Here is a 21,495-nt window from a genome sequence, read left to right as displayed (position 1 = left end):
GAGCGAGTCGCCGCCGTGCAGCGCGCCGGCGATGAGCGAGTCGAACGGTGATCGTGACGAACACTGTTCGTCAACGATAAGTAGCGAACAACGTTCGTGTCAAACAGTGTTCGGTAGTAGCCTCTGGTCCGTGAGCGCCGAACCAGTGAGCCGCCGAGCCAGGCCTGCCAAGGCTCCACTCAGCCGTGCCGTGATCGTCCGGACCGGTCTGCGGGTGCTGGACCGCGAAGGCCTGGATGCGCTGACCATGCGCCGGGTGGCCCAGGTCCTCGACACCGGCGCCGCGTCCCTCTACGTCTACGTGAAGAACCGCGACGACCTGATGGCCGCGATGCTCGACGAGGCGCTGGGCCGGGTCCGGTTACCGACCGACGGCTCCTGGCAGGAGCGCCTTCAGCTCCTGGTCGCCAATTCGATCGAAGCGATGAGCCGGCACGAGGGCCTGGCGCTCGTCGCCCTCGGTGGCATCCCGACCGGCCTCAACGCGCTCCTGGTGATGGACCGGATGCTCGCCCTGCTCAAGGAGGGTGGTCTCGACGACAAGACCGCCGCCTGGGCGGTCGACCTCCTCTACCTGCACATCACCGTGGCCGGTGCGGAGCAAGCCGCCTACAACACCAAGAAGATGAACGAGGCCGACCACATCGCCGAGGTGCGCAAGCTGTACGCCGAACTGCCGGCCGATCGCTATCCACTGCTCACCTCGATGGGCGACGCCTTGTTCTCCGCCGGCGACCGCGACCGCTGGGCGATCCAGGTCCTCGTCAACGGCATCCTCAACACCCCGGCCGACCGATGATCTGTACGCGCACCCGGCAGTCTCCCGCTCTCGAACGATGTCTGCTCAGAGTCTGCGGTCCCGGCGGACCTGGGGACAGAGACGTGATCACCTTCTCGGCTGTGAATCTGTCACGCCCGGGTGAGGCCAGGGCCGCGTGCAGGAGGAGGCCTTGATCCGCGTACTGCTGGCCGACGACATGAAGCTCTTCCGGGCCGCCCTGCGGAACCTGCTCGAGCAGCAGCCGGACTTCGAGGTGGTGGCCGAGGTCTTCTGCGGCGACCTGATCGTGCCGACCGCGCTCGACCTGCGCCCGGACGTCGCGGTGATCGACATCGAGATGCCCGGCCAGGACGGTCTGACCGCGGCTGTCGCGCTCCGCGAGCAGTTGCCCGGTTGCGCGACGCTGATCCTGACCGCGTTCGGCAGTCCCGCCAACCTGCGCCGGGCGCTGACCTCGCAGGCCGGCGGCTTTCTCAGCAAGGACGTCTCGCCGCAGGCACTCGCCGACGCGATCCGGCAGGTGGTGGCGGGGATCCAGGTGGTGGATCCGCAGGTGGCGGCCGCCGCACTGAAACTCCCGCCGAACCCGCTGACGCCGCGCGAGATCGACGTACTGCGGCTGTCGGCGAGCGGCTCCCCGGCGCAGCAGATCGGGGCGGAGTTGTTCATCTCCACCGCCACCGTGCGCAACTACCTGAGCTCGATCGTCGCCAAGCTGCACGCGCGTACCCAGGTCGACGCGATCCGGATCGCCGTCGACGCGGGCTGGATCTGACTGCGGCGGGTGGACGAGGATTTTTCTGTAGGTGCCCGCACGTAGGCTGGCCTGCATGCCGATCCAGCCTGCCGCGGCCCTGACGACTTCCGCGGTACCTCTGAAACTGCCCCGGAAAGCGCCGGTGTTCGCCGGGGAGACGCACAGCCAGTTGGTGCGGCGGGCGCGGAAGATGCACAAGGTGCTCACCGAGACGTATCCCGACGCTCACTGCGAGCTCGACTTCACCACACCGCTGGAGTTGCTGGTCGCCACCATCCTGTCGGCCCAGACCACCGATGTGATGGTCAACAAGGTGACCCCGACGCTGTTCGCGAAGTACCCGGACGCCAAGGCGTATGCCGAGGCCGACCGGGAGGAGCTGGAGGTCATCCTCAAGCCGACCGGTTTCTTCCGCGCCAAGACCAACAGCCTGATGAAGCTCGGCCAGGCGCTCGTCGACGACTACGACGGGGTCGTGCCGGACAAGCTCGAGGAGCTGGTCAAGCTCCCCGGCACCGGCCGCAAGACGGCCAACGTCGTCCTGGGCAACGCTTTCGGGGTTCCCGGTATCACCGTCGACACCCACTTCGGCCGGCTGATCCGCCGCTTCGGCTGGACCGAGGAGACCGACCCGGTCAAGGCCGAGCACGTGATCGGCGACCTGTTCCCGAAGAAGGACTGGACCATGCTGTCGCACCGGCTGATCTTCCACGGCCGCCGCCGCTGCCACGCCAAGAAGCCTGCTTGCGGCGCCTGCCCGATCGCCCAATGGTGTCCCTCGTTCGGCACCGGCCCGACCGACCCGGACCTCGCGGCAAAGCTGGTCAAGGTCCCGGCGTGAACCACCCCCGCCCTCCCGTACGCCGGTACGCCGTGCTCGCGGCGCTCGTCCTGCTGGCCGTGCTCGCGGGCTGCGGGGACCAGCAGGCGGCCGGGCCTGGTGCGGCCGGGACCAGCAGTGCCAGGACAGTTGCGGGGGCGCAGAAACTGGTGTCGTGTCCCAGTACTCCGTCACGGCCGCCGGTGACCAATGGGCTGCCTGACGTCAGCCTGCCGTGTCTGGGCAACGGTCCCGACGTCCGGCTCGCGGATCTGCGGGGTCCGCTGGTGATCAACGTCTGGGCGCAGTGGTGCCCGCCGTGCCGCCAGGAGTCGCCGTACCTGGCCGAGCTGCAGAAGAAGGCCGGTGGCAAGGTGAAGCTGATCGGCATCGACTACGACGACCCGCGGGCGGACGAGGCGGTCAAATTCGCGACCGCGCAGAAGCTGGACTATCCGCATCTGGTCGACTCCGACAAGCAGACCCGGGTCCCGTTCAAGATCGGCGGGCCGCCGTTGACCGCCTTCGTCGACGCCAAGGGCGCGCTGGTGCACATCCACTACGGAGCGTTCAAGTCCCAGCAGGAGCTGGACCAACTGGTCGAGGAGAAGCTGGGAGTGAGCTGGTGAAGACCAGTACGACGTACGACGTGCCGCTGCCCGGGTGGCTTCAGCCGTTGGCGGCGGCCTCGAAGCAGGTCGACCCGGTGGAGTTGTCCCGGTTCCTCCCGCCCGACGACCCGAGCGTGCGCCAGTCCGCCGTTCTGATCTTGCTTGCTGATGGCAACGAGACGGATGCCGCGGGCAACGAGCCCGACGTGCTGCTGACCGAGCGGGCGTGGACGTTGCGATCCCATGCCGGCCAGATGTCCTTCCCGGGCGGCCGGGTGGACGAGGCCGACGGGACCGGGGTGGAGGGGTTGATCCGGACCGCGTTGCGGGAGGCCGAGGAGGAGACCGGGCTGGATCCGGCCGGTGTCGACGTGTTCGCTGTCTGGCCGGCACTCTGGGTGCCGGTGAGCAACTTCGGCGTCTCGCCCGTGCTCGGGTACTGGCGCGAGCCGTCACCGGTGGCGGTGGTCGACCCGGCCGAGGTCGCCTCGGTGCACCGGGTCTCGATCGACGCGCTGGCCGATCCGGCGAACCGGATCAGCTGCCTGCACCCCTCCGGCTTCACCGGGCCCGCGTTCACCGTGGGCGACCTCTACATCTGGGGGTTCACGGCCGGGCTGCTGGACAAAATGCTCACCCTCGGCGGCTGGGCGCGGGACTGGGACCCGGCCAACGTCGTACCGTTGCCCGACCGGCTGGTCGAGTTGGCCTGGCGGAGTGACGGGCGGAGGTCGGCAGACATGCGCCGCCTGACGGCCATCGAGCACGACCTGGGGCATCCGGAGGACATGGAGTGAGCGGTCTCGATTACGCGCTGCTGGTGGTGACGCTGCTGGTGGCGATCTCGGGGTACGTCGAGGGGTTCGTGCTCGGTGCCTGCGCCACCGTCGGGCTGATGGCCGGCGCGGCCATCGGCGTGTACGGCGTACCGCGGGTACTGGACCGGTTCTCGCCCAGTGTCGAGGTGTCGTTCGCCGCCCTGGTGCTGGTCGTGCTGTTCGCCTCGATCGGGCGGACCGTCGGCGCGATCCTCGGGTCGAAGTTGCGCAACAAGATCTCCTGGAAGCCGGTGAAGGCCGTCGACGCGCTCGGCGGCGCCGTACTGGCCGCGGTTTCGGTGCTGATCGTCGCCTGGGTGCTCGGCGTCGCGGTCAGCGGTGCCCGGATCCCCAGCGTCACCTCCGCGGTCCGCGGCTCGGCGGTGCTGGCGAAGGTCGACGAGGCGTTGCCGGGCAGCGCCGACAAGGCGCTGCAGGCGTTCAACGACGTGGTCAACACCGATCTGTTCCCGCGGTTCCTCGACCCGTTCGTGCCCGAGCGGATTCGCGACACGCAGCCGCCGGACGCGGCGATCGCGCGGCAGCCCGCGGTCCGGGATGCGCGCAGCCGGATCGCCAAGATCACCGGGGTCGCGAACTGCTCGCGCGGGCTCGAAGGGTCCGGGTTCGTCTACGGGCCGCAGCGGGTGATGACCAACGCGCACGTGGTCGCCGGGGTCGGCAATCCCAAGGTCGAGGTGGGCGACAAGTCGTACGACGCGACCGTGGTGCTGTTCGATCCCAGCGTGGACATCGCCGTGCTGTACGTGCCGAAGCTGAACGCCACGCCGCTGAAGTTCGACGAGGCCGGCAAGGCCGACGCAGCGGCTGTCGTGCTCGGCTTCCCGGAGAACGGCCCGTTCGACGCGGAGCCGGCCCGGATCCGTTCGGAGGAACGGCTTCGGGGCCCGGACATCTACGGCGACAAGACCGTCACCCGGCGGGCCTTCTCCATCTGGGCCTCGGTCCGCCCCGGCAACTCCGGCGGCCCGCTGCTCTCCCCCCGAGGCACCGTGTACGGCGTGGTCTTCGCCGCCTCGGTCGAGGACAACCGGACCGGCTACGTCCTCACCGCCGGGCAGGTCGCCGCCGACGCGACCGCGGGGTTGAAGGCCACTCAGGAAGTCTCGACCCGCAGTTGCACATGATCAGGTGACCTCGCAGTCGCACGTGATCAAGGCGACCCCGCAGACGATCGCGCTGATCAAGTGATGCCGAGCGTTCCCGTGCGCTCGGCGACGCCTTGCCAGAGGCCGCTGGGTGCGGAGTTCTGGCAGGCGGCCGCGATGGCCTTGGCCGGTCCGACGACATCACCCAGCCGCAGTACATAGCGACCGTCGTTCCTCGACAGCTCAGGATGGCGAGCGGCGAACTCGGTTTCGTCCGCCGGCACCAGACAGAGGTGGACGGCATGCCGGCTGAGTGATGCCGACGGGACGGTCACGATCTCGAGGGAGGCACTCGCCAACTCGTTCCACCCGATCGTGAACGAGGTCCCGGCCGGATCGGCCCAGGTGAAGGCCTCCTCGTCGATCACGACCCACCGGCGGCGTACGACGACCGGAATGCTCAGCAGCGTCGCCAGTCCGATCAACAGGAACGGCGTGCCGACCAAGAGGAAGGTCGCGGTCGCCCCGGTCGCGGCGAGGACGTCGAACGCGGCGAGATAGGCCAGTACGCCGAGGAGGCCGGCCAGCGCCCCGCCGACCAGCGCCTGCCAGGCGAGCTCCGTGCCCACGTCGATCCGCTGCTGCGGTCTCGCCGGCCGCGGCGACGGGATCGCTTCGGCTCGTTCACCGGGCGCGACGATCAGGGCAGCCCAGCCGGGACCGTTTTCGTGTTTCTGCCAGTTCGCGGGCGTACCGGCGACGATCGCCTCGACGACGCCGGTACGCCGGGGGATCGGCGACGCGACCGGCTGTGGCCAATCGGCGGGCGCGAACCCGGCGTACGGGCTCAGGTCCGGTCTGCGTGTCTGGGGAAAGAACACCAGCAGCAGGCCGGGACGAGCGGAGTCGTCGATCACGCCGAGGGCTTTGAGGTCGGCCCAGTCGACGCGGAAGCCGCGACCCTTCTTGGTGTCGTCGGAGATCCCCTGCTCGTCCAGCCGCAGCGATCGGGGCCAGATCAAGGTTCGCCAGCCGAGGAGCCGGACACCGTCGACCAGGCAGAGGACTGCGCCGATGACGATCAGCAGAATGCCGAACGTGTGCGCGAGCCAGCCGTGCCAGTGCACGAGTGCCCCGGTCAGCGCCAGCCCCAGCCCGAGCAACGCCAGGTCGATCGCCAGCGTCAGTTGATCGAGCCGCATCTCCCAGCCGAGCCGGAACCTGGTGCCAGTCACTCCGCCGAGTCTAGGCAGCCGACCGGTGCAGCAGTTCTCAGCTGCGCTTGTAGGTGGCGACGAAGTCAGCGGTCGACGTCACGAGTGGCTCGGCGGCCTCCAGTACCTTGCGAGCCGCCGTACCGTTCGGCAGGTCGATCGGCTTGGACAGCGCGAGCAACGTGAAGCGGTAGTGGTGCGTCTGGCCGGCCGGCGGGCAAGGGCCGTTGTACGTCGCTTCGCCCAGGTCGCTGAGGGCTTCGCGGGCTCCGGGCGGCTCGGTGTGCTCGGCCAGCCCGGTCGCGGTGGCGGGGATCTTCCACTGCACCCAGTGGATCAGCGGATCGCCTTGTGGGCTGGTCTTGTCGTCGTCGACCATCGACAGCAGCAGTTCCGCGGTACCGGCCGGGACATGCCGGAAGACCAGCGGGGGCGAGTAGTCACCCGAGCCGTCGCAGGTCATCCGCGGATCGAAGCTGCCGTCCGAGTGGAAGCCGTCACCGGCCAGTACGGCGAACTGCCCGTTGTCGGCGACGGCCGGTGGATGGCCGCCGTCGGTCTTCGGGTCTTTCGAGCAGCCGGCCAGCCCGAGCAGCAGGACACCGACAGCAAGCGCTTTGCGATTCACTCCTCAAAGCTAGCGGCGGACCGACGGTCAGTGTGATTACCGCTCGGGGACATCGAGCCAGTCGAGGAGCAGGCGGGTGAAGAGAGCTGGGTCCTCCTCGTGCGGGAAATGTCCAGCACCAGTCAGTACTTCGTGGCGCAGCGGCCCGGTGATCAGCGCAGCCGGGGTCTGGGTGCTCGTGGCGGCAACGGCGCCGTCCTTGGCCCCGTGCACCTGGAGCACGGGCACTGCGATCGGCGTACGCATCTGTGCTGAGTACCGGCGACCGTCGGACCGCAGACGGGATCGGGCGAACCACCGGTGGTACTCGAGAGCGCAGTGCGGCGCCGGCCAGACCTGGAGAGCCGCTCGGTATCGCCGGGACGCCTCGGCGTCAGGGAAGTCGCCGCCGGGAGCGGACAGGTCTCGGAGCAGCTCTTCGATGTGGATGCCGCCCTGTGCGAGCAACCGGCGCTCGGGCAGGATCGGGAGCTGGAACCAGCCGGCCCGGGCGACAGCTCGCGGCTGCCCCGACCGCAGCAGCATCAGTGGGTGGGGGGCCGACACTGCCGCCAGTGCTCGCACTTGCCGCGGTGCGAGTACGGCGGTCGACCAACCGACGAAGCCGCCCCATCCGTGGCCGACAACGACCGCATCGGTTGCGCCCAGCGACCTGATGACGCCCGAGACGTCGGCTGCGGCGGTGAAGGGATCGTAGCCACGGGGAGTCTTGTCACTGGCGCCGTACCCGCGCAGGTCCATCGCGACAGCGCGGTAGCCGGCCGCGGCGACGGTGGGCAGCTGGTGGCGCCACGCCCACCAGAATTCCGGGAAGCCGTGCAGGAACAGGACCAGGGGATCGTCAGCGGCGCCGCATTCGGCGACGTGGAACCTGGCCCCGTTGGCTGCGACCAGCGAATGCGACCAGGGTCCGTCGACCAGCAGATCCGAGACGCCGGCCGGGCTCAGTCGCCCTTGCCGATCGACTTGAGCGCCTCGACCGACTCCTTCGAGGTCTCGATCGCGCGCTCGGGTCCCTTCGCCTTGCCGATCAGCCGCTTGCCGACCAGCACCAGCGCGGCCCCGATCAACAGGTAGACGACGGCAACGATCAGGAACGACAGCGCCGGGTGCAGCCCGAGCGCGCTCACGCCGTACGCCGCGGCGATGGACAGCAGGATGATCGCGAGCAGGGCCAGGAAGCCGGCGGCGCCGAACAGGCCCGCGCCCGTTCCGGCGGCGATCGCGGTCTTCTTCAGCTCGGTCTTGGCCAGCTCCAGCTCGCTGCGGACCAGGCTGGACAGATCCCGGCTGGCATCGGCGACGAGCTGCCCGATCGTGGGCTCATCCTCGTTCTGCCCCATCGACATGGCACTCCTTCCCAAGGGTCCGTGTCCCGACCCTAGCGGGTACCCCCGGCTCAATCCTCGGCGTACGCGCGGTTGCGGCGGAACAACAGCGCTGCGGCGAGCAATGCGGCGAGCAGCGAAGCGATCAGCACCGCCGCCTTCGCCCGCTCGATCTGGGCGGTGTCGTCGCCGAAGGCGAGCTGCGCGATCAGCAGCGCGACGGTGAACCCGATCCCGGCCAGCACCGAGACAGCGGCCACATCGCGCCAGGCGAGGTCGGAGTTCAGCTCGGCCCGGGTGAACCGGGCCGTCAGCCAGGAGCCGCCGAACACACCGAGCGCCTTGCCGGCCACCAACCCGGCGACCACGCCGATCGCCACCGGATCGGTCAGCATCGTCCGTACGGCGTTGCCGTTCAACGTGACCCCTGCGGCGAAGAGCGCGAACACCGGTACCGCGAGGCCGGCAGACCACGGGCGCAGCCGGTGCTCCACCCGCTCGGCCGGCGACTTCTTCTCGGCCGGGTCGGGCACCACGCGGGTCGCCAGCCCCAGCGCGACTCCGGCGATCGTGGCGTGGACCCCGGACTCGTGCATGAACCACCAGGCACCCAAGGCGACCGGCACGTACAGGAACGGCGTACGGATCCTGAACCGCTGCAGCAGGGCGAACACCGCGATCAGGGCGACCGCCGCGAGCAGCGCCAGCAGGTGGAAACCGTGCGAGAAGAACACCGCGATGATCAGGATCGCGCCGAAGTCGTCGACGACGGCCAGCGTCAGCAGGAAGGCCCGCAACGCGCTCGGCAGTGAGGAGCCCACGATCGCCAGCACGGCCAGGGCGAAGGCGATGTCCGTTGCCGTCGGCACCGCCCAGCCCGACGGCCGGCCGGCCGACGAGGTCAGGTTGACGATCAGGTAGATGATTGCCGGCAGCACCATTCCGGCGACGGCCGCGACCACCGGGACGACCGCCTCGCTCAAGCGCGAAAGGGTGCCGACCACGAGTTCGCGCTTGAGCTCGACGCCGGCCAGGTAGAAGAACAGGGCGAGCGCGCCGTCGGCCGCCCAGGCCTCGACCGTCAACGGGCCGAGCTGGGCCTCGCGCAGGTGGTGGTAGCTGTCCTGCCAGGGCGAGTTCGCCCAGATCAGCGCGATCACGGCCGCGCCGAGCAGCAGCAGGCCGCCGGTGGTCTCGGCGCGCAGCGTGCCGGCCAGGAACGCCCGTTCGCTCGCGAGGACCCGCGGGAACACGCGGCGCTTCTGGAGGAGACGGTTGACGGGGCTCATCACGGCACCCTTCGCTCGGGGTCGTCGGAAACATCGCCGACCAGACTTCCCGGCACACCGAGCCGAAGCTCTCCCGAGACTCTACCGGGTCTTGGCGCTGACCGTCAGCGGCTGCTCAGGCACGGCTGGTGAGATTCTGTCCGGAGAGCAACTTTTCCGCGGGTCCTGTCGTCAGAACCGGCCCCGAGGGCCAGAATGGTCACTGGCCGTGCTGGGGAGCTGGACAGTAGTGTCGGGCTGAACGGTTCAGATTTGTGAACAGTCTCGATCACCCAGCCGCACGCGATCCCCGGCAACCGGTTTGCCGGGCAGATTCCCAGGGATACTGACCTCATGGCCCGCCCAAGGAACAACCCCGGTGACCTCGCCGAACTCCCCACGGAGCTCCGCGCGGACCGGCCGAAGGGTGACCAGATCCGCGAGATCCTGCAGACCCTCACCCGCAGTTTGGCGGCCGGTACCGTGCTGCCGTCGGAGCGCGTGCTGGCCGAGCGCTTCGGGGTCGCCCGGATGACCGTGCGGCAGGAAGTGGACCGGGTAGTGGCCGAGGGCCTCGCCGCCCGTCGTCCCGGCGGCGGCACTTTCGTGGCTGAGCCGCGACCGGCCCGGATGCTCACCTCCTCGTTCAGCCAGGACATGCGGGCCCGCGGCATCACGCCCGGCGCCAAGGTGCTGGAGCACCGCGTCGCCACCGCCGACGAGGACCTCGCCCGCGAGCTGGAGGAGCCGGTCGGTACGCCCGTCCTGCACCTCGTGCGGCTGCGTACCGCCGACGGTGAGCCGATGGCCGTCGAGCGGACCGCGCTTTCCCTGCGGCGCTACCCAGGGCTGGAGGAGCTCGACCTGGGCGAGCTCTCGCTCTACGACTCGTTGTCGAGCCGCTGGGGAGTCACCCTCGGCATGGTGTCGGCGTCGATCGTGGCCGCGCCGCCGGACCAGGCCGACTCCGAACTGCTCGGCATCGAGCCCACGGTTCCGTGCCTGCTGATCACATCGGCGCCCCGGACCGCGTCCGGCGAGGTGATCGAGTTCGGCCGGTCGATCTACCGGTCGGACCGCTACGACATCACCGTCGCCTATCGCGCCACGTGAGCGCGTGATCAAGTATCAGGCGTTCAGGCTGCGGAGCACGTTCGGCGCCTGACCGCGATCGGTCAGAACGGTGACCACCTCGACCACCAGCGCCTGCGCCAGCAGCGCGCCGACAAGCGTCGAGGTCGGGCCGGTCCGGGTGCCGGCCACGTCGATCAACGCATCGCCCGGCACACCGCAGTTGTCGATCACCACGTCGGCGACCTCGAACAACCGTTGACCACTGGGCGCTCGTGAACTGACCGCAGTACTGTGCGCCAGCGACGTCACCGCGATCACCTTCGCACCGGCCTTCCGCGCACCGATCGCGAACTCGACCGGTACGGCGTTGCGCCCGGAGTTCGACGCGATCAGCACGACGTCGCCGGCCTGCACGTCATGGATCTCCAGCAACACGTCCGCGAGCCCACCGAGCCGCTCCAGCAGCGAACTCTTGAGCAGCCCTTCGTGCAGCATCACGCCCGGCTCGAGCACAGCCCGTACGTCGGCCAGCCCACCGGCACGCCCGTACAGCTCCTCGGCGATCAGATGACTGTGCCCGGTCCCGAACACCCAGAACTGCTTGCCCTCCACCACCGCATCGGCCACCAGCGCGGCCGCTTCCCGTACGGCGTCCAGCTGCGACGAAGCCGCCTTCGCCGCCAACTCCAACGCCCCACTCAGAAACCGCTCCGCACCACCCATCCCCGCACCCTAGCCACCTTGGCCCCTGAAGCGAGAGGAACCCGAGTAGACCAATCCTCAGAGGTGGCCGGCGGTGATGCCGAGGGCGAAGGCGGTGGCGGTGAGGGTGAGCATGGTGCCGGCGAGGAGGTAGAGCTGGCGTTGGAGGGCGGGGCGCTCGGCGGCGGTGGCGAAGACGCGGCGCGGCCAGTGGCGCCAGGAGACGTACCAGAAGATGGTGGTCGCGGTCAGCAGCAGGACGGCCTTGACCAGGTGGATCCACCAGTGGTCGTGGTCCAGCAGGAGCAGGGCGATGCCGGTCAGCGCGATCGCGGCGATCAGCCCGAGCACCTTGTAACGGTTGCCTGAGGCAATCACTGCGGTGAGGGCCTCGCGACCCTCCTCGTCGGCGCCGAAGAACTTCTTCAGCTTCGGCTGGACGACGAACAGCGAATACGCCATCCCGCCCACCCAGGCCGCGGCCAACCCGGCATGCACGATCACCAGCAGGACGGTCATGCCGCGCAGCCTAACGCCCGCAGTGTTCATCAGGTGTCCGGAACTGGCCGGGGACCGTTCACTCGTTCTGGCCGAAAGGCATTGCCCTGTGTCAGCGGGTGAGTTGTTCTGGTGACCGTCGTGACCAGACAGAGAGGGAGCATGATGATTCCTGATCGATCGCCGTTCCACGGTGTGCGAGCCGCCCAGGGGGTGGGCCGGCGGGCGGTACTGCGGGGCGCCGTCATCGGAGCCCTCGCGGCAGCGCCCGTCCCGTTCGCCCGCCGGCTGACCGACGGATCCGACGCGGCCGCCGCACCGGCCTCGGCGCAGGCGCCCGCCGCGGTGAGCGCGTCCTGCGCCGACCTGCCGCTGGTCGGCGGCGCCGAGTTCCCGATCGGCTTGTACTGGCCGCCGCATCCCTATGCGACCACGGTCGAGCGGTACGCCCAGATGCGCGAAGCCGGGTTCACCTTCCTGATCACCGGCAACTACGTCGACGACTCGGCGATCCTGAGCCAGTCGCTGGCGATCGCAGACCAGGTCGGCCTGAAGGTGCTGGTGGCCAGCGACCCCGACGTACAGAACCTCGCTTCGCGCTTCACGATCAGCGACGACCGGTCGGTGCCGATGTCGATCACGACCGCGGACGCGCGCAAGCTGGCGACCGATGCGCTGAACCGGTATCGCGGTTTCGGTTCGTTCGCCGGGTTCAGCCTCGGCGACGAGCCGCCGGCCGGCCGCTTTCCCTCGCTGGCGAAGGCATTCGCCGTGGCACGCGAGGTGGCGCCGGACTACACGCCGTACTCGAACCTCGTGCCTGGCAGTGGCAGCGGGTACCAGAGCTTCGTGCGGCAGTTCGTCGACACGGTGCATCCGCCGATGCTGTCGTTCGACCGGTATCCGCTGCTGACGTCGGGTGAGGACACGCAGTACTTCGCGAACTGGGCCATCATCCGCTCCGAGGGTCTGCGCGCGAACATCCCGACCTGGACGTTCGTGCAGAGCGTCGAGTACAACGGCCATCGGTTCCCGACCGCCGCCGAGTTGCTCTGGCAGATCAACACGAGCCTTGCCTACGGCTGCAAGGGCATTCAGTACTTCACCTACTGGCAGCCCGATCCGGCCCGCGGCGAAGGCTTCGGCCGCGCGCTGACCACGGCCGACGGGACACTCACCCCGCTCTACACGGCCGCCAAGACCATCAACACCAGCTGGCTCAGCCAGGTCGGGGTCGAACTCAAACCGCTGGTCTCCGAGTTGGCAGTGCACGCCAACGAGACGCCACCGGCAGGCGCGGCCGGGTTCACACCGGACAGCTATCTGAGCGGTACGTCGGGAAGCGCGGCCGTGCTCGGACGGTTCCGGCCTACCGATGCAGCTCGCACCCGATGGCTGTTGGTCGCCAATCGTCAATACAACACCAGCGCGACCACGACGGTGACGTTGAACCAGGCAACTGTCACCAAGGTCTCGCTCTTCGACCCGGCGACCCGCGCGTACGTCGCGCAGGCGGACCGGACCAAGGTCGTCGCCACTCTGGCGCCCGGGGCCGCGGCCCTCTACCGGCTCGACGCGTAAGGGGGACGAGATGCGTACTCAACTCTTCAGTCAGATGATCACCGCCGGCGTCGCGGGCGCAGTCGCCGCTGCCGTGATCGCCGCGCCCAATGTTTTCTCGCACGTCGCTGCGAAGCCGGAGAAGGCTGCCGCGATCTGCACGTTCACCTGGTATTTGTCGAACAGCAGGACCTCGGGAACCGCGACCATCCCGGCCTTTGCCTACGGCAACACTCCGATGGTCCCACTGGCCGGCAACTGGGACGGCGCCGGCGGTGACAGCCCGGCGGCGTACAGCCCTGACGAGCGCAAGTTCTTCCTCACCAACTCGTTCACCGGCGGCGTCGGCCAGGTCACCATTGCCTTCGGCAACGTTGGTGACCGTCCGCTCGTCGGCGACTGGAACGGCGACGGCACCGACGAGGTCGGCGCCTACACACCGTCGACCGGCACCTTCACCAAGCGCGCGGCCGATAGAAGTACGACCAGCGTCACCTTCGGTACGCCGTACCAGCTGCCGTTGACCGGCGACTGGAACGGCGACGGCGTCACCGACGTCGGCGTCTACCGGGCCTCGGCCGCCACGTTCGACCTCCGCCTACCCGACGGCACCACCCGCTCGATCCACTACGGCGACCCGTACTGGAAGCCGCTCATCGGCGACTGGAACGGCGACGGCCGCGACGAACCAGGTCTCTTCAACCCCGCCAACGCCACCTTCTACTTCCGGGTCAGCGGTATCGACCCCACCGAAACCACAGAATCCATCCGCTACGGCGACACCGGCGACCTCCCGGTAGTCGGCGACTGGGACGGCAACAAGACAAGCTCGCAAGGCATCGTCCGCTACTGACCCACAACCAGCCTGTACGCCGAGCGGTCGGCGTACAGGCTGATTGCTATACGTGGTCAGCTCCGACCGAAGCCGGCCCACCCACGAGGTGACGCACCTCGCGGGTGACCTCATCTCGTGCGACGAAGGAGCCGCGTGGGGAGGTTCCCACGCGGCTCCAGAAACGTCAGTCCTCGTCCGACTTGCCGGATTCGAGGTTGGTCTTGATGAGGTCCATGACTGTGGAGTCGGCGAGGGTGGTGACGTCGCCTACCTCGCGCTTTTCGGCGACGTCGCGGAGGAGGCGGCGCATGATCTTGCCGGAGCGGGTCTTGGGGAGTTCGGCGACGACCATGATCTGGCGCGGTTTGGCGATCGGTCCGATTTCCTTGGCGACGTGGTTGCGGAGTTCCTGGACCACGTCCGGTCCGCCGTCGCCTGCTTCGGAGCGCAGGATCACGAAGGCCGCGATCGCCTGACCCGTGGTCGGATCGGACGCGCCGACGACGGCCGCCTCGGCCACCTTCGGGTGCGAGACGAGAGCCGACTCGATCTCGGTGGTGGAGAGCCGGTGACCGGACACGTTCATCACGTCGTCCACCCGGCCGAGCAGCCAGATGTCGCCGTCCTCGTCCTTCTTGGCGCCGTCACCGGCGAAGTACACACCCGGAAAGCGCGACCAGTATGTGTCCTTGTAGCGCTCGTCGTCGCCCCACAGCGTGCGCAGCATGGCCGGCCACGGCTTGTCGATGATCAGGTAGCCGCCGGAGCCGTCCGGCACCGACTTGCCGGCGTCGTCGACCACGTCGACGCTGACACCGGGGATCGCCTTCATGGCCGCGCCCGGCTTGCCCGCGGTGACACCCGGCAGCGGGGAGATCATGTGCATCCCGGTCTCGGTCTGCCACCAGGTGTCGACGACCGGCGCCTTGTTGCCGCCGATGTTCTCCCGGTACCAGATGTACGCCTCCGGGTTGATCGGCTCACCGACCGACCCGATCACGCGCAGCGTCGAGAGATCGAACTTCGCCGGGATCTCCTTGCCCCACTTCATGAACGTCCGGATCGCCGTCGGCGCGCAGTACAGGATGGAGACCTTGTACTTCTGGATGATCTCCCACCAGCGGCCCTGGTGCGGGGTGTCCGGGGTGCCTTCGTAGAGCACCGACGTGGTCGCGTTGGCGAGCGCGCCGTACACGATGTAGCTGTGGCCGGTGACCCAGCCGATGTCGGCCGCGGTCCAGTAGACGTCGGTGTCGGGCTTGAGGTCGAAGACGGCCCACTGCGTGTACGACGTACCCACCAGGTAGCCGCCGGTCGTGTGCAGGATGCCCTTCGGCTTGCCCGTGCTCCCAGAGGTGTACATGACGTACAGCGGGTGTTCGGCGTCGAACGCCTCGGGCTTGTGCTCGGTCGACTGCTTCGCGACGAAGTCCTCCCACCACAGGTCGCGACCGTCCACCATCGCGGTCTCCTGGCCGGTGCGCTTCACCACGAGCACGTTCCGTACGTCGGGGCAGTCCTCCAGCGCGGTGTCCACAGCCGGCTTCAGCGCGGCCGGGGCGCCGCGGCGGTACCCGCCGTCGGAGGTGATCACCACGCGCGCGTCGCAGTCGAGGATCCGGCCCTTCAGCGCGTCGGCCGAGAAGCCGCCGAAGATGACGGTGTGCGGAGCGCCGATCCGCGCGCAGGCGAGCATCGCGACGACGGTCTCGGGAATCATCGGCATGTAGATGGCGACCACGTCGCCGGCCTTGACGTTCAGCTCGAGCAGCGCGTTGGCGGCCTTGCTGACCTCGTCCTTGAGCTGGGCGTAGGTGATCTCGCGGGTGTCGCCGGGCTCACCCTCGAAGTAGTACGCGACCTTGTCGCCGAGGCCGTTCTCCACGTGCCGGTCGACGCAGTTGTACGCCGCGTTGAGCTTGCCGTCGGCGTACCACTTGGCGAACGGCGGGTTGCTCCAGTCGAGGGTCTCGGTCGGCTCGACCGCCCAGGTCAGCCGCTTGGCCTGCTCTGCCCAGAACCCCTCGAAGTCGGCCGCGGCGGCGTCGTACGCGTCCGCCTTGACGTTCGCGTTCGCGGCCAGGTCGGCCGGTGGCTCGAAGCGGCGCTCCTCGTGCATCAGGTTCGACAGGGCCTCGGACTGGGGGGACTCTGAACTGGTCACGTCGCGGACTCCTCGTTGAAAGCTGTCGGTACGCCGGAAGCGCGCCCGATCCCCTTTCTACCAATGCCGGACCAGCCGTGGTACTGGTGCGTCGCCCAGTCGCCCCCGATCTGCGCCGAACGGGTCCATTCGTGAACGGCGTCACATGACTTACCGGTGCACGGGGAGCAAGCCGCGGGGCCGGTCAGTCGGATGTCTCGGCCGGACGGGCGCGAGCGGTGCGGGCCAGGGCGGCTCGGGCTCGGGTGAGGAGTTCGGTCAGGGCCTGAGCGGCGGCGTCGGCGTTGGGGATGTCGGTCCAGATCGGGCCGCTCAGTTCCGCCGATCTGGCGAGGACGCTGTCCAGCAGTGCCTGTCCGGCGGCGGTCGGGGCGTCGTTCGCGACGAGCTCTCGTTGCTCCAAGGTGGTGACGAGCCTGTCGGCGTCGCCGAACTGCGCCAGGTCCGCGACGCGAGCGCGAAGCGTTGAGTCGTCCGGCTGGTTGGCGAGCCGAAGCGTGACCCAGAGCCGCTCGTCGAGGCCGGTGCCGTCGAGGGCCTGGCGCAGAAGTGCTTGCAGGGTCTTCTCGGTCTGGCCGACCAGCTGCGGGCCGAAGGTCAGGGTCATGGGGTTCTCCTCAAATCGTTGGTGACGCCAACAATACAGATATTCGTTGGCCACGCCAATGACTTAGCAGGATTGCTCAGCTGTGATGCGCGAGGACCTTGGCGAGCAGGCCGGCTAGCGTCGCTCGTTCGCCGGCGGACAGCGGCGCGAAGATCTCGTCCTGGACGGTCTCGACCAGCTCGCCGAGGTGCCGGTGACGGCGCTTACCCGCGGTGGTGAGGGTGATGATGTTGCGGCGGCCGTCAGCGGGATCGGGCGAACGCTCGACGTAGCCGGCCGCCACGAGTTCGTTGACCGTGGCCACGATGTCGCTGCGATCGATCCCGGTGTGCCGCCCGAGCGCGGCCTGGCTGGACGGGCCGAACTCCGTCAAGGTGGCGAGCAGCCGGAAGTGATAGCCCCGGGAGTTCTCGGCGGCGAACGCTTCGGCGACGATCCGCTGCGCATGCATCGCGGTCTGGGTGAGCAACCAACTCGGCGTCGTCAACAACACGCTTGGCGTCTTCTCGTCCACGCCCTCACCCTAGTCGTTGGCGCTCCCCACGATCCCGATCGGCGGGAACCGATCGACCATCTCGTGCATCCCAGCCTCGTTGCCGTTCGAGGAAGGAGCCACGATGTACCAGCAGACCGAGCCGGTCGCCGCGCAACCGGCACCGGAGCCGAAGCGCCGAATTTCCCGTGCCGCGCGCCGCCGCGTCCACGCCCGCGAACGCCGCGTACGCCGTACCAGGACCCAGTTCCTTCCCCAGCCGCGCTGGTGAGCCGGGTCGCGCTCTGAGGGGGAGAGCGCGGCCTACTCGTTTCCTGCCGCTGCGGTCGACTCGCGCGCGTCGAGGAGTTCGTCCCAGTGGTCGGCCGTCCATTCGCAGGCGACCCGCAGAGGATCGAGCATGCTGCGGCCGAGAGGTGTCAGGGCGTATTCGACGCGGCGCACCGGGGTGGCGTACTCCGTGCGGCGGATCAGGCCGTCGCGTTCGAGCAGGCGTAGTGACCGGGTGAGCACCTTCGCGGTCACCCGGTGCAAGGGGACGCGGAGTTCGGAGTACCGGCGGGGGCCGTCCTCGAGGCAGCGGATCACCAGGCCGGCCCACTTGTCGCCGCCGAACCGGATCGGATTCAGGGTCGACGGGCAGATCTCTTCGAACATGTCCGCGCGCAACGGCTCCATCTGACCAGCCTAGCGAGTATCCGATCGGTAACCAGGGCGCCGCCTACGGTCGCAGCACCAACCGTTCGAGGAGGTTCAGATGAGCAGGGTGCTGGTCTTCGGAGCAGGCGGCAGAGCAGGGCGTGCCGTCGTCGAGGAAGCGCGGAGTCGCGGCCATGAGGTGACCGCGGTCGTCCGCGATCCCAGCCGGTACGCCGACCTGCCGGGGTTGGTCGCGGGTGATGTGACGTCGGCCGCCGACGTGGAGCGACTGAGCAAGGGCCACGATGCGGTCGTCGCGGCCGTGTACGACGGGGCCGGCACCGATCCGGCCGCGTTCTTCACCTCGGCCGCCGGGTCGCTGGTCGACGGGCTGACCAAGGCCGACGTACCGCGGCTGCTCTGGGTCGGTCTGGCTTCGATCCTGCCTACCGAATCCGGGGCACTGCTGATGGACACCCCGTCCTACCCACAGGAGTACCGCTCCTTCTACCTGGCCCACGCAGCCGCGGCAAACGTTTTCGGTGTTTCCGCACTGGACTGGGTGTCAATCGCCCCAGCCGGCGACTTCAACCACGTGAACCCGGCCCGCACCGGCAACTACCGCGTACTGCCGGCCGACGCGACCAACCTCATCTCCTACGCCGACTTCGCAATCGCGCTGCTCGACGAGATCGACCGGCCCGCGCATCACCGGGGAAAGCTCGGGGTCGGTTCGTAGCGCTCACCAACCGACCGAGCACAGATTCTTGCTGCAGGCAACATCTTCGGCCGGTTTGGTGGCGGTCTGGAGTTCGGGAACGACGGAGACCGTGTACGGCGGGGTGCCCGGCGCCGCGTCGAGCTGACTGTTCACCCACAGCAGGCGGCCGGCATCTCTCGCCAACGTGGTGGGAGTGGTGTCGGCCGCGGCGGGCTGGGAGTCGGCGAGGATGCGGGCCGCGGTCCAGTCGCGGTTGAGCCAGGCGAGGCGGGTGACGTACTTCCCGCCGCCGGCGTTGTAGACGGCGTACAGGCGGCTGCCTTCGAGGAGGTAGCCGTCGCCGGAGAGGATGCCGTTCGCGCCGGTGATGGTGAGGGTGCTGACCTGGCGGGAGCGCAGGTCGATCCGGTAGGTGACGTCCTGGCCCTGCTCGCCGACGAGGAGGGTACGGCCGTCGGTGACGATGCCGTTGAGGAAGTACGGCGTGGGCTGGATCTTGTCGCGGGTCAGCCAGGGTTTCAGTTCGCCCAGGCCGCGGGCGGTGAGAGGGGCTCGCCAGACCTGGTTGTGCGCCGAGTCGGTGACGTAGACGGCATCGGCAGTGATGGCGAAGTCGTTGAGGAACGAGCCTTCCTGAGCCGCTCGTACGGCGAGGAGCCGGCCGAGGGCGTCGTACAGGTAGAGCTTCGACGTGCTGGCGCCCGCGATGAGGACCCGGCCCCAGCGGTCGACGTGGATGCCTGTCGCCGAGGTACGGCCGTCGCTGCCGGCTGGGAGCCAGGGGCGGAGATTCGGCTGCCTGGTCGAGCCGCGGTAGACGGCGCCGGTGCCGACGCTGGTGACGTACATCGTGCCGCTGCTGGTGACGGCGATGCCTTCTGGGGTATCGCCGGGGACGGTGGAAACGACGTACGTGCTGGGGCGGTGGGGATGGCCGGCCTGGGCGGCTGGGGGTTGGACAGCTACGGCGATGGCGGCACTGAGGGCGGCGGCGGTCGCGATGCGTCGAGGCTTCATCGCACCAGCGTCGACGCGACGGGCCGGCCACCTCGACCGGTTTCGGCCACACCCGAAGCGCTCAATTCGTAGCTCCTCAGTTCTTGAGCCGGCCCGGGTGGTCTGTCGGTGCGGCCTCTCGGCGGGCAGAATCGGGCGGGTGATCATCCGGATCCACTTCACGCCTGCCGATCTCGCCCGGATCACGTTCCCGGTCGAGCCGGAGCCGCTGTGGGAGGCGGCGCTGGCCGCGCGTGCGCTGGGGGACCGGGCGATCCCGCCGGTCGCGCGACGCTGGCGGCGTCAGGCGGTACCGCTGATCCGGCCGTCGATGCGGCCGCTGTTCAAGCTGATCGCACCGGGCGGACAGTTCCCGGACTTCCTGACGCCTGAGGTCTCCTCGCCGGGACTGGACGCGGCGCTCGAAGTGTTGATGGATGCGCCGACGGAGCTGGTGCAGGACGAGCTCGGGCCTTGGCTGCCGGCTGAAACCGATCAGTTCATGCAGGGTCTGCTGGCCGGTCGCGCGGGATCACGGCGCGCCCTCGGCAACGCGGTACGGGATTTTCATCAGCACGTACTCGCTCCCGGAGCAGCGGAACTCGAGCGCCGCCACGGTGCCGACCTGGCGATCCGCTCGCGGTCGCTGTTGCACGGCGGTATCGACGAACTGCTCGGCAGCCTGCATCCCGACATCACCTGGGACGCCCCGACACTGACGACGTACGGACTGGACGAGGGGCGCCGCTACGACGCTCACCTGGACGGCCGCGGCCTCCAGCTCTACCCGTCGCCGTTCACCGCCGAGTGCCTGGTCCTCGACCTCCCTCATCGCCGACCCGTCCTCGTCTACCCCTGCGCCGAACTCCCGGTCGCCGACGAAACCGACGACACCACAGACGCGCTTGCCGACCTACTCGGCCGCACCAGAGCCGCCGTACTCCGTGCCCTCACCGCCTCGGCCAGCACCACCCAACTGGCCCGCCGCACCGGCATCTCCCTGGCATCCGCCAGCGAACACGCCCGAGTACTCCGCAACGCCGGCCTCATCACCACTCACCGCACCGCCGGCACAGCCCACCACTCCCTCACCCCCGCCGCCCACCCCCTCCTGACCACCCCCACCCCAACCCGCCACATCACCCACCTACCGCGCTGAGCGGGCATGCGGGGGCAGATCAATCTGCCCCGGCCGCCCAGCAGACTTCCGAGAGTTCAGCAGGTAGAGTTGTCGATGCCTGGGGACAAGAGTCCTCCGGAAGTGGACCCGGAAGCCTACCGGACGGTGGGCGTGCCGGGTCTCGCGCTTTATAGCTCCCGTTGTTCGCAGTACGCCGCCACTCTGCGCCGCCAGTCGCCGCCTCGCATCCAGGCCCAGGCGACCCCGTCCGGCACCCAGAGCAACGGATCCGCTTTGGGAGCCAGTAGATCCCATCGCAGATTCCGGCAATCGAACTCGCTGCTGGCTGCGCGGAGAGCGCGGCCATCGCTGTCGACGTTCGGCTCGTCCCGTTCGATCACCAGTCGCTCAGCGACCTCGGCGTTGTCTCGCACTATCGCCTGAAGGCACCGACTCCGGTTGGCCGCTGTAGCGCGATCTGTTTGGTAGATGTCTACCAACATTCGGAATCCGGCGATCAACTCGAGGATCTTCTTCCTGCGGGTCGGGTTCTCGTTGTTGAAATGCAGGCGCTCCTGGCCTGGAAGTAGGAGGGCACGGAGGGCTTTGCGGTTGACGGCGACGTCGTCGGCGGGACAGCGGGCCGCGGCCATGAGGAGGCCTTTGGACTTGGTTTCGTCGACGAAGACGTGGATCGGCATTGGTGGGTCCCCCAGGAGCGCGGAATGCAAAGGGAAACCGTGTCATGGGGG

At 68.8% G+C, this 21,495-nt stretch carries 25 protein-coding genes; 12 read left to right on the top strand and 13 right to left on the bottom strand.

The genetic code is table 11. From position 1 onward, the window contains the following. Positions 1–130 precede the first annotated feature (130 nt). The 6 genes from EV138_RS14490 to EV138_RS14465 all read left to right on the top strand — a co-directional run bounded on the left by EV138_RS14490 (position 131) and on the right by EV138_RS14465 (position 4,935). Complete coding sequence (locus EV138_RS14490) at positions 131–799, top strand: TetR/AcrR family transcriptional regulator (RefSeq protein ID WP_133979470.1); 669 nt, start codon at positions 131–133, stop codon at positions 797–799. A 151-nt stretch (positions 800–950) separates the two neighbouring features. Beyond that, on the top strand, positions 951–1,556 hold the full coding sequence (locus EV138_RS14485) for a response regulator transcription factor (RefSeq protein ID WP_133979469.1): 606 nt from the start codon (positions 951–953) through the stop codon (positions 1,554–1,556). Between the two features lie 55 nt (positions 1,557–1,611). After that, complete coding sequence (gene nth / locus EV138_RS14480; protein ID WP_133979468.1) at positions 1,612–2,379, top strand: endonuclease III; 768 nt, start codon at positions 1,612–1,614, stop codon at positions 2,377–2,379. Then, positions 2,376–2,987 carry a TlpA family protein disulfide reductase gene (locus tag EV138_RS37630; protein WP_238158139.1) on the top strand — a complete coding sequence of 204 codons (612 nt, stop codon included), beginning with the start codon at positions 2,376–2,378 and terminating at the stop codon, positions 2,985–2,987. The genes nth and EV138_RS37630 overlap by 4 nt, the downstream gene beginning before the upstream one ends. Then, complete coding sequence (locus tag EV138_RS14470) at positions 2,984–3,766, top strand: NUDIX hydrolase (RefSeq protein WP_133979467.1); 783 nt, start codon at positions 2,984–2,986, stop codon at positions 3,764–3,766. Before EV138_RS37630 ends, EV138_RS14470 begins: the two co-directional genes overlap by 4 nt. Next, positions 3,763–4,935, top strand: coding sequence for a MarP family serine protease (locus tag EV138_RS14465; protein ID WP_133979466.1), 1,173 nt, complete (start codon positions 3,763–3,765; stop codon positions 4,933–4,935). The genes EV138_RS14470 and EV138_RS14465 overlap by 4 nt, the downstream gene beginning before the upstream one ends. A gap of 56 nt (positions 4,936–4,991) precedes the next feature. On the opposite strand, the gene EV138_RS14460 is transcribed toward EV138_RS14465, so the two are convergent. From EV138_RS14460 to nhaA, 5 genes are all read right to left on the bottom strand, one after another. Then, positions 4,992–6,131: a hypothetical protein gene (locus tag EV138_RS14460; protein WP_133979465.1), complete on the bottom strand. Its 1,140-nt coding sequence runs from the start codon at positions 6,129–6,131 to the stop codon at positions 4,992–4,994. 37 nt (positions 6,132–6,168) lie between these two features. Then, positions 6,169–6,738 carry a YbhB/YbcL family Raf kinase inhibitor-like protein gene (locus EV138_RS14455; protein ID WP_133979464.1) on the bottom strand — a complete coding sequence of 190 codons (570 nt, stop codon included), beginning with the start codon at positions 6,736–6,738 and terminating at the stop codon, positions 6,169–6,171. A gap of 36 nt (positions 6,739–6,774) precedes the next feature. Further along, on the bottom strand, positions 6,775–7,572 hold the full coding sequence (locus EV138_RS14450) for an alpha/beta fold hydrolase (RefSeq protein WP_238158422.1): 798 nt from the start codon (positions 7,570–7,572) through the stop codon (positions 6,775–6,777). Between the two features lie 110 nt (positions 7,573–7,682). Beyond that, complete coding sequence (locus EV138_RS14445; RefSeq protein ID WP_369410787.1) at positions 7,683–8,081, bottom strand: phage holin family protein; 399 nt, start codon at positions 8,079–8,081, stop codon at positions 7,683–7,685. Positions 8,082–8,137: 56 nt separating this feature from the next. Next, positions 8,138–9,355 (bottom strand): Na+/H+ antiporter NhaA, encoded by a 1,218-nt coding sequence (gene nhaA / locus EV138_RS14440; protein WP_133979461.1) that lies wholly within the window; start codon positions 9,353–9,355, stop codon positions 8,138–8,140. 333 nt (positions 9,356–9,688) lie between these two features. Between nhaA and EV138_RS14435 the strand changes: the two genes are divergently transcribed. Beyond that, positions 9,689–10,447: a GntR family transcriptional regulator gene (locus EV138_RS14435; RefSeq protein WP_133979460.1), complete on the top strand. Its 759-nt coding sequence runs from the start codon at positions 9,689–9,691 to the stop codon at positions 10,445–10,447. Between the two features lie 15 nt (positions 10,448–10,462). Here EV138_RS14435 and EV138_RS14430 read toward each other — a convergent pair whose 3' ends face one another. After that, complete coding sequence (locus EV138_RS14430; RefSeq protein WP_133979459.1) at positions 10,463–11,131, bottom strand: sugar isomerase domain-containing protein; 669 nt, start codon at positions 11,129–11,131, stop codon at positions 10,463–10,465. Between the two features lie 57 nt (positions 11,132–11,188). Next, complete coding sequence (locus tag EV138_RS14425) at positions 11,189–11,629, bottom strand: hypothetical protein (protein ID WP_133979458.1); 441 nt, start codon at positions 11,627–11,629, stop codon at positions 11,189–11,191. A 141-nt stretch (positions 11,630–11,770) separates the two neighbouring features. On the opposite strand from EV138_RS14425, the gene EV138_RS14420 reads away from it, so the two are divergent. Both EV138_RS14420 and EV138_RS14415 read left to right on the top strand, forming a co-directional pair. Further along, the gene (locus tag EV138_RS14420) at positions 11,771–13,189 is read left to right on the top strand and encodes a hypothetical protein (protein WP_238158138.1); all 1,419 of its coding nucleotides are present in this window, start codon (positions 11,771–11,773) and stop codon (positions 13,187–13,189) included. A gap of 10 nt (positions 13,190–13,199) precedes the next feature. Next, positions 13,200–14,021 (top strand): hypothetical protein, encoded by an 822-nt coding sequence (locus EV138_RS14415; RefSeq protein ID WP_133979457.1) that lies wholly within the window; start codon positions 13,200–13,202, stop codon positions 14,019–14,021. Between the two features lie 166 nt (positions 14,022–14,187). Here the strand turns inward: EV138_RS14415 and acs are convergent, their stop codons facing one another. The 3 genes from acs to EV138_RS14400 all read right to left on the bottom strand — a co-directional run bounded on the left by acs (position 14,188) and on the right by EV138_RS14400 (position 17,288). Then, positions 14,188–16,122, bottom strand: a complete 1,935-nt coding sequence (acs, locus tag EV138_RS14410; protein WP_133981908.1) for an acetate--CoA ligase — start codon at positions 16,120–16,122, stop codon at positions 14,188–14,190. Positions 16,123–16,351: 229 nt separating this feature from the next. After that, positions 16,352–16,774 carry a hypothetical protein gene (locus tag EV138_RS14405; protein ID WP_133979456.1) on the bottom strand — a complete coding sequence of 141 codons (423 nt, stop codon included), beginning with the start codon at positions 16,772–16,774 and terminating at the stop codon, positions 16,352–16,354. 76 nt (positions 16,775–16,850) lie between these two features. After that, positions 16,851–17,288, bottom strand: a complete 438-nt coding sequence (locus EV138_RS14400; protein WP_202866714.1) for a MarR family winged helix-turn-helix transcriptional regulator — start codon at positions 17,286–17,288, stop codon at positions 16,851–16,853. Positions 17,289–17,391: 103 nt separating this feature from the next. Here EV138_RS14400 and EV138_RS37275 point away from each other — a divergent pair, with 103 nt between their 5' ends. Next, positions 17,392–17,538 carry a hypothetical protein gene (locus EV138_RS37275; protein WP_166678592.1) on the top strand — a complete coding sequence of 49 codons (147 nt, stop codon included), beginning with the start codon at positions 17,392–17,394 and terminating at the stop codon, positions 17,536–17,538. 32 nt (positions 17,539–17,570) lie between these two features. Here the strand turns inward: EV138_RS37275 and EV138_RS14395 are convergent, their stop codons facing one another. Further along, the gene (locus tag EV138_RS14395) at positions 17,571–17,945 is read right to left on the bottom strand and encodes a winged helix-turn-helix transcriptional regulator (RefSeq protein ID WP_133979455.1); all 375 of its coding nucleotides are present in this window, start codon (positions 17,943–17,945) and stop codon (positions 17,571–17,573) included. 79 nt (positions 17,946–18,024) lie between these two features. Here EV138_RS14395 and EV138_RS14390 point away from each other — a divergent pair, with 79 nt between their 5' ends. Further along, positions 18,025–18,645, top strand: coding sequence for an NAD(P)-dependent oxidoreductase (locus EV138_RS14390; RefSeq protein ID WP_133979454.1), 621 nt, complete (start codon positions 18,025–18,027; stop codon positions 18,643–18,645). A gap of 3 nt (positions 18,646–18,648) precedes the next feature. Here the strand turns inward: EV138_RS14390 and EV138_RS14385 are convergent, their stop codons facing one another. Next, positions 18,649–19,644, bottom strand: a complete 996-nt coding sequence (locus EV138_RS14385) for an SMP-30/gluconolactonase/LRE family protein (protein WP_238158137.1) — start codon at positions 19,642–19,644, stop codon at positions 18,649–18,651. A gap of 139 nt (positions 19,645–19,783) precedes the next feature. Between EV138_RS14385 and EV138_RS14380 the strand changes: the two genes are divergently transcribed. After that, positions 19,784–20,782 carry a winged helix-turn-helix domain-containing protein gene (locus tag EV138_RS14380; protein WP_238158136.1) on the top strand — a complete coding sequence of 333 codons (999 nt, stop codon included), beginning with the start codon at positions 19,784–19,786 and terminating at the stop codon, positions 20,780–20,782. A gap of 149 nt (positions 20,783–20,931) precedes the next feature. On the opposite strand, the gene EV138_RS14375 is transcribed toward EV138_RS14380, so the two are convergent. Further along, entirely contained in the window at positions 20,932–21,444 is a 513-nt protein-coding gene (locus tag EV138_RS14375) for a hypothetical protein (protein WP_133979453.1), read from the bottom strand. Positions 21,445–21,495 lie beyond the last annotated feature (51 nt).

The organism is Kribbella voronezhensis (assembly GCF_004365175.1).
In the GTDB taxonomy this organism is placed as follows: Bacteria; Actinomycetota; Actinomycetes; order Propionibacteriales; family Kribbellaceae; genus Kribbella; species Kribbella voronezhensis.
Note: the sequence above shows the minus strand (reverse complement) of the source record. Positions and strands in the feature narration are given on the sequence as shown.